The organism is Pseudooceanicola lipolyticus (assembly GCF_002786325.1).
Lineage (GTDB): Bacteria > Pseudomonadota > Alphaproteobacteria > Rhodobacterales > Rhodobacteraceae > Pseudooceanicola_C > Pseudooceanicola_C lipolyticus.
Genome location: NZ_PGTB01000130.1, coordinates 1 through 11307, shown reverse-complemented (window position 1 = coordinate 11307; position 11307 = coordinate 1). Strand labels below are relative to the sequence as shown.

Sequence of the window (11307 nt, the reverse complement as noted above, 5' to 3'; positions counted from 1 at the left end):
GACGACAGCCTGGCCGCCGCCCGGCACAAGCCACGCGCATTGGAGGACGCCTGCCGCGACGCGGCAAAGGCCATGGCGGGGCGGCGCGGCTAGACGCCGGCCCTGCCGCGGCTCAGGCCAGGTCGAACGGGTCGTCGATCACGATCTTGCCCGACAGAATATCGGCAATCGCCGCATCGGCGGCACGGGTCATCGCGCGATTCATCAGATCGCTCTCGGCATAGGCAACGGCGTTTTCGGCAAAGCCCAGTTCGTGCTCGCCCGGTGCAATGCCGGTGCCTTGTTCAAAGATCATCTCGACCACCGCGCCGACCTCCTTGACCGCGGCGGTCAGCGCGTTGTCGGGATGCAGGTAGGAAACATCGGCATCCGCCGAAATGAACAGCTTGTCAGCATCCGCGACCGCCTGGAACACCCCGATCGAGGTGCCGCCGGCGGCGGTAAAGATCACATCCACACCCTGCGACATCTGCAGATTGGCCAACTCGACGCCCTTGACCGGGTCATTCCAGGCCGCCGGTGTACTTCCCGTCATGTGGGCGATCACCTCGGCCTGCGGATCGGTGGCCATCACCCCCTGCTCGAAGGCGATCACATAGCGCTGCATCAGGGTCGAGGACATGCCGCCGACAAAGCCGACCTTGCCGCTTTCCGAGGCCAGCGCCGCGATGACGCCCATGACATAGGCAACCTCGCCAATCGCAAAGCTGTAGGAGCTGACATTGGGCTGATCGACCACCGCGTCGATAATGGCAAAGCTGGTGTCCGGCGCCGCCGGCGCCTCCCGGTTCAGCGAATCGGCATATGCCTGCCCGATCACCACGATCGGCTCGACGTCACTGCCACTAAAGCGGCGAAGGATGAGATCCCGCTGTGCTTCCGAGGTGATTTCAAAACTGGAATAGGTCTGCCCGGTGGCAGCGGCCCAGCGTTCGGCACCGTGATAGGCGCTTTCGTTCAGGCTTTTGTCGAGTTTGCCACCCAGATCGAAGATCAACGCCGGGTCGCTGTCGATTGGGGTGGGTGTGGGCATTGTCCCCCCGATCACTTCGATGGCCGCCGCAACCGCCTTTTTGCCCGATACACCGTCGAGCGTCAGGCTGTTGCCGCCGCCGAATTTCACCACCACATCGCCGCCGGTCTTGACCAGCCGGTAGTCGCCATCGCTGACGCGGATCGTGTCGACCCCCTTCTGGAAATCGGTGATGGTGTCGTGGTTCTTGGCGGTGGTGGTTTCGAAGATGAAGATATCGGCGCCACCACCGCCGGTCATCATGTCGTTGCCCGCGCCGCCATTCAGCTTGTCTTTGCCGGCATCGCCGAACAGCGTGTCACTGCCGGCATCACCGTTCAGCGTGTCGTTGCCACCGCCGCCACGCAACACGTCGCCGCCTTTGCCGCCGTTCAGCACGTCCTTGCCGCCCTGTCCCCACAAGCGGTCGTTGCCGGCATCGCCAAACAGCTTGTCGGCGCCGCCCTGGCCCCACAGCTTGTCGCTGGCTGCCCCGCCCGCCAGCCTGTCGGCGCCCTTGTTGCCGGACAGGGCATCGCGGCCGCCGCCGCCGAACAGGCGGTCATTGCCGTTGCCGCCAAAAATCGTATCGGCCCCGGCCTGGCCCCAGACCTTGTCGGCGCCGCCGCCGGCGCGAAAGATGTCGTCTCCGGCCAGAAGCTTCACCACATCGGCGGCATTGGTTCCGTTCAGATCATCGGGCCCGGCGGTGGGCACCTCCGCCGGGGGATCGCTGCCCTCCAGTGTGATGTAAAATCCGTCCCCGGCCAGTGCGGTCAAAATCGCGTCGCGCTCTGCCGCAGTGGTGGCCAAGACCCCGTCAACCACCCCGACCTGCAACGCGATGAAGATTTCGCCGAACGCGATCGGCGCCGACACCGCGCCAAGCGCCTCGATCTCTTCCATGGCGCCGGGCCCACGCGGGACCAGCTTGAACCCCGTCAGATCCTCCGGAAAAGACTGTCCCTTCAAGCCAATCAGAAAAATCGACATCCCTTACCCCCACTCAATCGCGAACTAAAAAATCTTTGCAGGGGCGATTCAACGCGCTGAAAAAATTCTTTTCAATAGAAAACAAGCGTTTTCAGCCAGGGCTGCTGCGCCAAAACGCAAACGGGCGGCCCAAGGGCCGCCCGCTGTCATTCCAAAACCTGCCCGGCTCAGTTGCCGGTGGCGTTGGTCACGTCGATGCTGACGCCCGGGCCCATGGTCGAGCTGACCGAGACCTTTTTCATATAGGTCCCCTTGGCGCCGGCCGGCTTGGCCTTGGACACCGCGTCGATAAAGGCGCGGATGTTCTCGACCAGCTTGGCTTCGTCGAACGAGGCCTTGCCGACACCGGCATGCACCACGCCGGCCTTTTCGACCTTGAACTGCACTTCGCCGCCCTTCGCGGCCTTGACCGCATCGGCCACGTCCATCGTCACCGTGCCCACCTTGGGGTTCGGCATCAGGTTGCGCGGGCCGAGGATTTTGCCCAGGCGGCCGACAATCGGCATCATGTCCGGGGTGGCGATGCAGCGGTCGAAATTGATCGTGCCGCCCTGGATGGTTTCCATCAGGTCCTCGGCACCGACAATGTCGGCCCCGGCGGCCTGCGCCTCTTCGGCCTTGGGGCCGCGGGCGAAGACGGCAACGCGCACGTCCTTGCCGGTGCCGTTGGGCAGGCCGACAACGCCGCGCACCATCTGGTCGGCATGGCGCGGGTCGACACCCAGGTTCACCGCCAGTTCCACGGTTTCATCGAACTTGGCCGAGGCATTGGCCTTGACCAGTGCAACGGCGTCCTCGACGCTCAGGTTTTCCTTGCCGGCGAAAGCTTCGCGCGCGGCGCGGGTCCGTTTTCCAAGCTTTGCCATCTTATTTCACCTCGATGCCCATGGAGCGGGCAGAGCCCAGGATGATCTGCATCGCCGCTTCGATATCGTTGGCGTTCAGATCTTTCATCTTCGCCTCGGCGATCTCGCGCACCTGCGCTGCGGTCACCGTGCCCACGGTCTCGCGCGAGGGCATCTTGGCGCCCGATTTCAGCTTGGCCGCCTTCTTCAGGTAATAGGACGCCGGCGGCGTCTTGATGTCCATGGTGAAGGACTTGTCCTGATAGTAGGTGATCACGGTCGGGCACGGAGCGCCGGGCTCCATGTCTGCGGTCTTGGCGTTGAACGCCTTGCAGAATTCCATGATGTTGATGCCGCGCTGACCCAGCGCCGGGCCCACCGGCGGCGACGGGTTCGCCTGACCTGCGGGCACTTGCAGCTTCATGCTGCCCACGAGTTTCTTGGCCATTGGCCTTCTCCTTTTCCAACACCGTCAGGGCGCGCCCCTCCGGATTTTTGCTGTGTGGTCCGGTCCGGATGCCGCGGCACCCTCGCCTCCCACAGGGGATGTCGCCACGCGGGCGACAGGCGCGCCCGATACACCCGACCGCGCCTTGGCGCAACCCTTATCTGTCGTGCATCCCCTTGCCGGCAAGGATCTTCGGGGTCGCCTTGGCGATCCGCGAATGGCGGGTGGCGGCCTGCTTGGCGCCGGCAAAATGCAGCACCCAGCCGCGCTGCCGCCCCGGCGTCAGCGCCGCGAAAGCCTCGGCCAGAACGGGGTCGGCCGCCATCGCCGCGACCAGTTCCTCGGGATAATCGAAATCGTCCTTCGGCAGATCCACCTTGCGGCCCAGCCGCTCGTTCTCGACCGCCTGGCGGATATAGGTGCGGATCAGTGCCTCGGCCGACGCGATCTCGGCCATCCCGGCGAATTTCATGAACCGGGCCGAACGCGAATTGGGGCCGGGCAATTCCAGCCGCCCGGCATCATCCCGTATCAGCACACCCTTGAAGAAGGACAGCGCCGCCGCGTCATTCAGCCCGGCGATCATCGCCACATTGCCGCCATGCGCGGTATAGCAGGGCGACCGCCATTTCAGCGTTTCGCTCAGGCCCTCGGACAGCAGGATGGCGCGCAGCGCCACCATCTCGTCGCGCCAGGGCCGGTCTTTGGCAAGATAGCGTTCAATGCGGGGATCGGACTGTGCCATCCCCGCAGCCCGCCATCACCCCTGCTTGGAGACTTGGGTGAATTCCAGCTCGACCGGGGTCTCGCGGCCGAAGATCGACACGGTGACCTTGAGGCGTTCGTTATCCTCGTCCACCTCTTCGACCATGCCGTCGAAATCTTCGAACGGCCCGTCGTTCACCTTGACCTTCTCGCCGACCTCGAAATGGATCAGCGTGCGCGGCGTTTCCTCGCCTTCCTGCACCCGGTTCAGGATCTGATTGACCTCGGCATCGCGCATCGGCATCGGCCGGCCCTGCGGCCCAAGGAACCCGGTGACCCGGTTGATCGAGTTGATCAGGTGATAGCCCTGGTCGGACATCTCCATATGCACCAGCACATAGCCGGGCATAAAGCGGCGCTCGGTCGTGACCTTCTTGCCGCGGCGCACCTCGATCACCTCTTCGGTGGGCACCAGAACCTCGTCGATTTCCTCGTCAAGCCCCTGTTCGGCCGCCGCGGTGCGGATCTGTTCTGCGATCTTCTTTTCGAAATTCGAAAGAACACTGACCGAGTACCACCGTTTCGCCATTGCCTGTGCCGTCCTTGTTGTGTCGGCCGGCCTTTGGCCCGCCGTGATCTGCTAAACTTGCCGGGGCGCGCCCCTGCCCGTAACGAAAAGCGGCGCGCGACGCGAATCGCCGCACGCCAGGGTCTTGGGCAAGGCGTGACCTACCCCTCCCCGCGCGATTGATCAACCCGATTGATCATGAGTTCCGGGCGGCAGACAGGTGCTGCCGCAGGCCCGGGCCTAGCCGAAAATGCCCAGAATGCCCTGCAGGCCGGTGCGGATCAGCAGATCGACCAATGCGAAGAACACCGCCGTCAGCGCCGCCATGATGAACACCATCACCGTGGTCAGCAGCACCTCGCGCCGGGTCGGCCACACCACCTTGGCAATCTCGGCGCGGACCTGGTTGACGAACTGGATCGGATTGGTGGTCATGGCGCGCGCTCGTTCCTACTGCGGTTCTGCAAGCGCACATAGCCGCCGGGGGGGCGGATTTCAAGGCTGCATCGCCTGCGCGCGACGCCACGCTCCCGGCGCCTGGCCGGTTTCCCGCCGCATCGCGTGATTCAGCGCCTCGGACGAGCCATAGCCATAGCGCCGGGCCACTGCGTCGATTCGGTCTCCCTGCATGATGTCCTGGCGCGCCAGCGCCATGCGCCAGCGCCTGAGATAGGCGGCCGGCGTCGCGCCGACCTTCTGACCGAACAGCTGGGTAAAGCGGCTGACCGACAGCCCGGCGACATCGGCCAGATCGGCGCTGGTCCAGGCCCGCCCCGGCGCCTCGTGCATCGACACGATCGCCCGCGCCAGCCGCCGGTCGGACAGCCCGCCCAGCACCCCGGCATGGGTCACCCCGATCTCCATCAGCCGGCGCAACATCTTCACGATCAGCACCTCGCCCATCCGGTTCAGCACCGAGGCCACGCCACAGCGCCGCGCCGCATGTTCGGCGCAGATCAATTGCACCAGCGCCGCCAGATCCGCATCACCCTCCAGGTTCTGCTCGGTCTGTGCAGGTAGCGCGGAAAGCAGCGGGTTGTCAGACCCGCCCCAGTCCACCGCCGCGGAAAAGATCACCTGCACGTCGGGTGCGGGCCGAAACGGCGCCGAGGGATGCGGCGCCAAGACCAGTTGATGCGGCTGCGAAGCGCCGGCCTGTTGCAGCACGAACAGATGCGCCGCCTCGGCCGGTGACGGCCGCACCTCCAGCGCAAAGCGGTTCATCAGTGTCGACAGGCGGTCATATCGGGCCATATCGGCGTTTCGATCAGTTTTTTGCGAATATTCTGGCCAAATTGTGCGATAAGGAAAGCGTTCTTGCAAGTAGAGGAACGACAAAATGCTTATTCCCCGACAGAAGACCCCCGATCTGAAGCTTGAAACGCTGAACCACGGCACCTTCGATCTGGCCAGCGAATCCTCGGAACGCGGCACCGTAATCTGCTTTTACCGCGGCCTGCACTGCCCGATCTGCGCCAATTACCTGAAGGAATTCGAGAAACTCGTGCCCGCCTTTGCCGAACGCGGGGTCACCAGCATCGCGATCAGTTCGGATGGCAAAGAGCGCACGGTCGACATGGCCGAACGCGTCGGCGCCAAGGAGCTTCGTTTTGGCTATGGGCTCGACCTTGCCAAAGCGCGCGAATGGGGGCTCTACATCTCGACCGGGCGCGGCAAGACGTCGATCGGCATCGAAGAGCCCAAGCTGTTTTCGGAACCCGGACTGTTCCTGATCACCCCCGAACAGTCGCTCTATTACGGGTCGGTGCAGACCATGCCCTTCGTGCGACCGCATTTTTCCGAGCTGGTTGCGGCGCTGGATTTCGCGATTGATCGGAACTATCCGGCGCGCGGGGAATATACCGGCGCCGTCTGACCCGGCGCTGTCCCGCATCCAGATCGGGGCGTGGCCGGGTCTGCGGGGATCCGCCCCGGCGCGCCTTGATCCGGGCGCTGACACCCGCGAAAGGGGCCGGCCCGTGCAACCGGGCCGGACCTTGAGGTTTTCGGCGGCTTAGGGGCGCAACATGATCTTGCCGCTACGGCCGGGCACCAGCGCCGCCTTCATCGCGTCGGGACTCTGCGACAACGCAAAGTCGCCCCCCGTTTCCAACGGCAGATCGCCCCGCACCGCAAGGCCGACCAGTTCCGTGATCAGGCGGCGGCGGGTGTCGGGCGCCATTTCCTTGCTGACCCGCGACCCCCAGAACCCCTTGACCGTGACGTGTTTCATGATCAGCTCACCCGAGGACAGCGCCAGCGGCGCACCGGTTGCGGTGCCAAAGACCACCAATTCGCCATCAATGCCGAGCAGTTCCACCAGCTTGGCCGCCATCTCGCCACCGACCGAATCGATGGCCGAAACCGCGCCCGCCGCGCCGATCAGGTCGCGGGCCTTCGCCGTCCAATCCGGATCTTCGGTCGAAAGCACGTTGGTCATCCCCGCCGTCCGCAGTTCATCGGCGGCGGCGTCGCGGCGCACCAGATTCAGCAGGTGAATGCCGCGCGCCTTTGCAAGGCCGGACATGATCTTGCCGACCGCTCCATTCGCCGCGGTCTGGATCAGCCACTGGCCTTCGGTGACCTTCAGCGTCTCAAGCAGCGAGATCGCGCTGAACGGCATGGCGATAAGCTGGGCGCCGGCGCTGTCGGGGATCGCGTCGGGCAAAGGCAGCAGGGCGGCGGCGGGGGCGGTAAAGTATTCCGCCCAGGTGCCATGCACGCCGGCCGCCACCACGCGTTGGCCAAGCAATTCGGGATCGGCGCCCTCGCCAAGCGCCTCGACGATGCCGAGCGCTTCCGAGCCGCCGATGGCGCCGGGCAGTTCGGGCTTGTAGCCATAGTTGCCGCGGATCGTCCACAGATCGTGGTTGTGAATCGGCGAAAGCACCATGCGGATCAGCACCTCGCCCGCGGCGGGTTCGGGCCGGTCGATTTCGCGCGGCGTGATAACTTCGGCGGGCTCGCCGAAAGTGTCGTGAATGGCAGCGAACATGCTGGTATTTCCTTTTCAGTCTGTCGTGATGTTTTCGGTGGGGGTGAGCTGCGCCGCCGTTTCGGCCCGCGCCATGCGCAGCGGCGCGTTGTTCTGCGCCAGCTTGGCCAGGATCGCGGCTCCGAGCCACCTGGCGTAGAGCATCCGCGCCGTCGCGTCTGGATCGTCAAAGCGGTTCAGGCTGCCGTCAGCGGCCCCTTCGCGCAGCAGGAACGCGATGCGTTCGACAAGCGCATCGACGCCACTGTCGAGGATTTCGCGCATCGGCCCGGAGAGGTCGGCGATTTCAGCGCCTAGCTTGACCACAAGGCATTCGCTGGCAATCCCGGCGTGATCCGCCTGTGCCATCCATGCATCCCAGAATCGGGAGAGCCTGTCGCCCGCGGTTCCGGGGCTGGCCATCAGGCTTTCGAACCGCGCGAGATAGCCGGCGATGTAGTCGTCCAGCAGCGCCGCGCCGAACGCCTCCTTGGAGTCGAAGTAGTAGTAGAATGACCCCTTGGGAACGCCGCTTTCTGCAAGGATGCGCGCCAGGCCGACGCCCGAAAACCCATAGCGCAGCAAAAGGCCGCGCCCCGCCTCGATAATGCGCTTCCTGGTGAGATCCGATTTGCTTGCCTCTGTCATAGGCCGCCAGATAACCAATAATAGACCGGTCGTCTATGATCCTCTCGCAGTCGTGATCAAGGTTCTGTCCGCCCACTGCCTGGCATCGTGCAGCCGTCCTTGCGGAAAGCCGCCGCGCAGCGGACCGCGCACCGGGCATCGCGGCTTGCACACCCGGTTATTCGCCGTGGCGAAACAAGAAACTGACCCGAGAACAATCGCAGGAATCCGCCCGTGGTGGCGCACTGCGGCCGCAAGACTTCACCAAATTTTGGAAGGATTGGCAGGGGCAGCAGGGTTCGAACCCGCGACCTACGGTTTTGGAGACCGTCGCTCTACCAGCTGAGCTATACCCCTAGGGCCGCGCCTCATCTAAGACAGCGCGGGCGACGGGGCAAGAGGGAATTGCGCCTACCCTGCCCTTGCCTGCCGAACGAATTCGCGCTGTAAGGCACGCCACCACTGCAAAGGGACGCCGCCACAGATGAGCCTGAGACGCAAGATCGCCGACAGCCCGCGCGTGAACCGCGCGGTCGCCGGGCTGTTTTCGGGCTGGGTGCGCCTGGCCTATGCCACCTCGCGCTGGGAGCGTGACGGGTTCGAGGCGATGGACGAGGTGCTGCGCAGCGGCGAGCCGGTGATCTTCTGCGTCTGGCACCAGCGGCTGGTGATGGCGCCCTATATGTTCGACCAGTCGCTGGGGCGATTCTGTTCGCTGACCACCTCGGCCCGCGCGGGGCGGCTGGTGGGACAGGTGCTGGCGCGGTTCGGCTTTGCCACCGTGCCGATGTCCAGTCACAAGCGCCACGTCGCCCTGTCGCGCGAGGTGCTGCGCCGGATCGGCGACGGCTATACCATCGGCATCGCCGTGGACGGCCCGCGCGGCCCGGCACGGCAGGCCTCGACCGTGCCGCTGGTCTGGGCGCGGTCCTCGGGCAAGCGCATCTTCGTGCTGTCCTGGTCGGCCCGCCGGGTGCTGCGCTTTCCCAGCTGGGACCGGTTCATGCTGCCGCTGCCGTTTTCGCGCGGCACCCTGGTCTGCCGCGCCTGGCAAGACACCGTGCCGCGCAAGGCCGATGACACCGAAACCGAAGCGCTGCGGCAAAGTCTGCAAGCCGCGCTGGACGCGGTCACCGATGCCAGCGACGCCGCCGCCGGCCGCGCGCCGGACCGCCTGGTGCCCTAGCGGGTCGGCACCGGCGTCTCGCCGCGATAATCGTAAAAGCCGCGCTGGGTCTTGCGACCCAGCCAACCGGCCTCGACATATTTGGTCAGCAGCGGACAGGGCCGGTACTTGGTGTCGGCCAGCCCGTCATGCAGCACGTTCATGATCGCCAGGCAGGTGTCCAGCCCGATGAAATCGGCCAGTTCCAGCGGCCCCATCGGATGGTTCGCCCCCAGCTTGAGGCTTTCGTCGATCGATTTGACCGACCCAACGCCCTCATACAGCGTATAGACCGCCTCGTTGATCATCGGCATCAGGATGCGGTTGACGATGAAGGCGGGAAAATCCTCGGCCGAGGCGGCGGTTTTGCCCAGTTTTTCCACCACCTCGTGCAGCGCCTTGTAGGTCGGCTCGTCGGTGGCGATGCCGCGGATCAATTCGACCAGTTGCATCACCGGCACCGGGTTCATGAAGTGGAAGCCCATGAATTTTTCCGGCCGGTCGGTGCGGCTGGCCAGCCGGGTGATCGAGATAGACGAGGTGTTCGAAGTCAGAATCGTGTCGGGTTTCAGATGCGGCTGCAAATCCTCGAAGATCGCCTGCTTGATGCTTTCCCGTTCGGTCGCCGCCTCGATCACCAGATCGGTCTGTCCCAGATCGGCCAGGGACAGGGTACAGCTGATCCGGCCCATCGCCGCCGCCACCTCGTCCTCATCGATCTTGCCACGCGAGGCCTGCCGCGCCAGGTTGCCCTCGATAAGTTTGACCGCCTTGTCCAAAGCCTCCTGGCTGACATCGGTCATCAGCACATCATACCCTGCCAGTGCAAACACATGGGCAATGCCATTCCCCATCTGGCCCGCACCCACCACACCGACTTTCTGAATCGTCATGCCCATCGCCCTTCTTATTCGCTGCGCCACCCTACCGGCCCCGGCAGGCCGGGGACAAGAGGCGGCAGTGGCGCCAAATTGCGCTAAATCCTCGCATTAGCCTGCTGGCAAGGGCTATGGCCCAAGATCGCTCCCGGGTGAAGACACATTGGTGGGTGATATGAGCTTTGAGAACCCTGGCGCCGGGACGCTGGAGATTCCGCCGTGCCGGTATGGCACATCGAAACTGCTCTGCCGCGGGCCGCGGCGGGTGCCGGAAAAACCCTATTTCGCCTTTCTCGGCGATGGCGAGACCTTCGGCAAATTCGTCGCCCGGCCCTTTGCCAGCCTGATCGAGTTGGCCACCGGACAGCCCTGCCTGAACCTGGGCGGCAGCAATGCCGGGATCGACGCCTACCTGGACGATCCGACGCTGCTGGAAATTGCGGCGGGCGCCGAAATATCGGTGGTGCAGGCGATGGGTCCGCAGAACCTGACCAACCGCTACTACCGGGTGCATCCACGCCGCAATGACCGGTTCCTGGCCCCCGCAGCGCCGCTGCGGGCGCTGTTCCCGGAACTGGATTTCACCGAGTACAACTTCAACCGCCACCTGCTGGCCGGGATGCGGAAGATTTCACCGCACCGCTGCGGCGATGTGGAGCGCCACCTGAAACGTTGCTGGTGCGACCGGATGCAGCAACTCCAGGCCCGGCTGGGCCGGCCTCCGCTGCTGTTATGGCTGCGCTATGACGGGGCGAATCCGGCGCTGCTGGATCGGGAAATGATCAATGCCCTGACGCCCGGCCTGGCCGGCGTGGTCGAGGTGCCGGTGCGCCCGGCGGGCCGCGCCGGCGAGATGCTGGCGATGCATTACGGGCCGCTACAGGCACCGGCGGCGGCGCGGATGATCGGGCCCTCGGCGCATCAGGCCATCGCCGAAGCACTGCTGCGCAAAATGCAAACCCCGCCCCGGAGCCTGTCCGGGACGGGGTTGGATTAACTCGAACAGGCCCGCAGGCTTATTCGATGATCTTCGACACCACGCCGGCGCCGACGGTGCGGCCACCTTCGCGGATGGCGAAGCGCAGGCCGTTT

The 11307-nt window shown here is 64.9% G+C and carries 14 protein-coding genes and 1 tRNA gene; 3 read left to right on the top strand and 12 right to left on the bottom strand.

The genetic code is table 11. The annotated features are described in order from the left end of the window. Positions 1-112: 112 nt before the first annotated feature. The 7 genes from CVM52_RS27995 to CVM52_RS19890 all read right to left on the bottom strand — a co-directional run bounded on the left by CVM52_RS27995 (position 113) and on the right by CVM52_RS19890 (position 5825). Entirely contained in the window at positions 113-2005 is a 1893-nt protein-coding gene (locus tag CVM52_RS27995; RefSeq protein ID WP_100164177.1) for a BMP family ABC transporter substrate-binding protein, read from the bottom strand. Positions 2006-2172: 167 nt separating this feature from the next. After that, complete coding sequence (gene rplA, locus CVM52_RS19915; protein ID WP_100164176.1) at positions 2173-2871, bottom strand: 50S ribosomal protein L1; 699 nt, start codon at positions 2869-2871, stop codon at positions 2173-2175. 1 nt (position 2872) lies between these two features. Next, complete coding sequence (rplK, locus tag CVM52_RS19910) at positions 2873-3298, bottom strand: 50S ribosomal protein L11 (protein ID WP_100164175.1); 426 nt, start codon at positions 3296-3298, stop codon at positions 2873-2875. Positions 3299-3455: 157 nt separating this feature from the next. Then, positions 3456-4043: a YdeI/OmpD-associated family protein gene (locus CVM52_RS19905; protein ID WP_100164174.1), complete on the bottom strand. Its 588-nt coding sequence runs from the start codon at positions 4041-4043 to the stop codon at positions 3456-3458. Positions 4044-4058: 15 nt separating this feature from the next. Beyond that, on the bottom strand, positions 4059-4592 hold the full coding sequence (gene nusG, locus CVM52_RS19900; protein ID WP_100164173.1) for a transcription termination/antitermination protein NusG: 534 nt from the start codon (positions 4590-4592) through the stop codon (positions 4059-4061). A 219-nt stretch (positions 4593-4811) separates the two neighbouring features. Further along, entirely contained in the window at positions 4812-5006 is a 195-nt protein-coding gene (gene secE / locus CVM52_RS19895; RefSeq protein WP_100164172.1) for a preprotein translocase subunit SecE, read from the bottom strand. A 60-nt stretch (positions 5007-5066) separates the two neighbouring features. After that, a complete protein-coding gene (locus CVM52_RS19890; protein WP_100164171.1) occupies positions 5067-5825 on the bottom strand; it encodes an AraC family transcriptional regulator in 759 nt (252 codons plus the stop codon). A gap of 85 nt (positions 5826-5910) precedes the next feature. Here CVM52_RS19890 and CVM52_RS19885 point away from each other — a divergent pair, with 85 nt between their 5' ends. Further along, positions 5911-6447, top strand: a complete 537-nt coding sequence (locus tag CVM52_RS19885) for a peroxiredoxin-like family protein (RefSeq protein ID WP_100164170.1) — start codon at positions 5911-5913, stop codon at positions 6445-6447. Positions 6448-6585: 138 nt separating this feature from the next. Here CVM52_RS19885 and CVM52_RS19880 read toward each other — a convergent pair whose 3' ends face one another. The 3 genes from CVM52_RS19880 to CVM52_RS19870 form a co-directional block, all read right to left on the bottom strand. After that, positions 6586-7566 carry a zinc-binding dehydrogenase gene (locus CVM52_RS19880; RefSeq protein ID WP_100164169.1) on the bottom strand — a complete coding sequence of 327 codons (981 nt, stop codon included), beginning with the start codon at positions 7564-7566 and terminating at the stop codon, positions 6586-6588. A 15-nt stretch (positions 7567-7581) separates the two neighbouring features. Beyond that, on the bottom strand, positions 7582-8193 hold the full coding sequence (locus CVM52_RS19875; protein ID WP_100164168.1) for a TetR/AcrR family transcriptional regulator: 612 nt from the start codon (positions 8191-8193) through the stop codon (positions 7582-7584). Positions 8194-8453: 260 nt separating this feature from the next. Further along, positions 8454-8529 (bottom strand) — tRNA-Trp (locus tag CVM52_RS19870). A gap of 127 nt (positions 8530-8656) precedes the next feature. Between CVM52_RS19870 and CVM52_RS19865 the strand changes: the two genes are divergently transcribed. Then, on the top strand, positions 8657-9358 hold the full coding sequence (locus tag CVM52_RS19865; protein WP_100164167.1) for a lysophospholipid acyltransferase family protein: 702 nt from the start codon (positions 8657-8659) through the stop codon (positions 9356-9358). On the opposite strand, the gene CVM52_RS19860 is transcribed toward CVM52_RS19865, so the two are convergent. Then, the gene (locus CVM52_RS19860) at positions 9355-10230 is read right to left on the bottom strand and encodes a 3-hydroxybutyryl-CoA dehydrogenase (RefSeq protein ID WP_100164166.1); all 876 of its coding nucleotides are present in this window, start codon (positions 10228-10230) and stop codon (positions 9355-9357) included. The two genes, CVM52_RS19865 and CVM52_RS19860, sit on opposite strands and share 4 nt — an antisense overlap. A gap of 160 nt (positions 10231-10390) precedes the next feature. On the opposite strand from CVM52_RS19860, the gene CVM52_RS19855 reads away from it, so the two are divergent. After that, positions 10391-11212, top strand: coding sequence for a DUF6473 family protein (locus CVM52_RS19855; RefSeq protein WP_100164165.1), 822 nt, complete (start codon positions 10391-10393; stop codon positions 11210-11212). 19 nt (positions 11213-11231) lie between these two features. On the opposite strand, the gene CVM52_RS19850 is transcribed toward CVM52_RS19855, so the two are convergent. Beyond that, a partial coding sequence (locus CVM52_RS19850) for an EF-Tu C-terminal domain-related protein (RefSeq protein ID WP_205964993.1) occupies positions 11232-11307 on the bottom strand: 76 nt, incomplete at its 5' end.

Excerpts from the sequence above, each read along its gene's own strand:
- CVM52_RS27995 (WP_100164177.1), bottom strand. The coding sequence starts at position 2,005 with ATGTCGATTTTTCTGATTGGCTTGAAGGGACAGTCTTTTCCGGAGGAT.
- rplA (WP_100164176.1), bottom strand. The coding sequence starts at position 2,871 with ATGGCAAAGCTTGGAAAACGGACCCGCGCCGCGCGCGAAGCTTTCGCC.
- rplK (WP_100164175.1), bottom strand. The coding sequence starts at position 3,298 with ATGGCCAAGAAACTCGTGGGCAGCATGAAGCTGCAAGTGCCCGCAGGT.
- CVM52_RS19905 (WP_100164174.1), bottom strand. The coding sequence starts at position 4,043 with ATGGCACAGTCCGATCCCCGCATTGAACGCTATCTTGCCAAAGACCGG.
- nusG (WP_100164173.1), bottom strand. The coding sequence starts at position 4,592 with ATGGCGAAACGGTGGTACTCGGTCAGTGTTCTTTCGAATTTCGAAAAG.
- secE (WP_100164172.1), bottom strand. The coding sequence starts at position 5,006 with ATGACCACCAATCCGATCCAGTTCGTCAACCAGGTCCGCGCCGAGATT.
- CVM52_RS19890 (WP_100164171.1), bottom strand. The coding sequence starts at position 5,825 with ATGGCCCGATATGACCGCCTGTCGACACTGATGAACCGCTTTGCGCTG.
- CVM52_RS19885 (WP_100164170.1), top strand. The coding sequence starts at position 5,911 with ATGCTTATTCCCCGACAGAAGACCCCCGATCTGAAGCTTGAAACGCTG.
- CVM52_RS19880 (WP_100164169.1), bottom strand. The coding sequence starts at position 7,566 with ATGTTCGCTGCCATTCACGACACTTTCGGCGAGCCCGCCGAAGTTATC.
- CVM52_RS19875 (WP_100164168.1), bottom strand. The coding sequence starts at position 8,193 with ATGACAGAGGCAAGCAAATCGGATCTCACCAGGAAGCGCATTATCGAG.
- CVM52_RS19865 (WP_100164167.1), top strand. The coding sequence starts at position 8,657 with ATGAGCCTGAGACGCAAGATCGCCGACAGCCCGCGCGTGAACCGCGCG.
- CVM52_RS19860 (WP_100164166.1), bottom strand. The coding sequence starts at position 10,230 with ATGACGATTCAGAAAGTCGGTGTGGTGGGTGCGGGCCAGATGGGGAAT.
- CVM52_RS19855 (WP_100164165.1), top strand. The coding sequence starts at position 10,391 with ATGAGCTTTGAGAACCCTGGCGCCGGGACGCTGGAGATTCCGCCGTGC.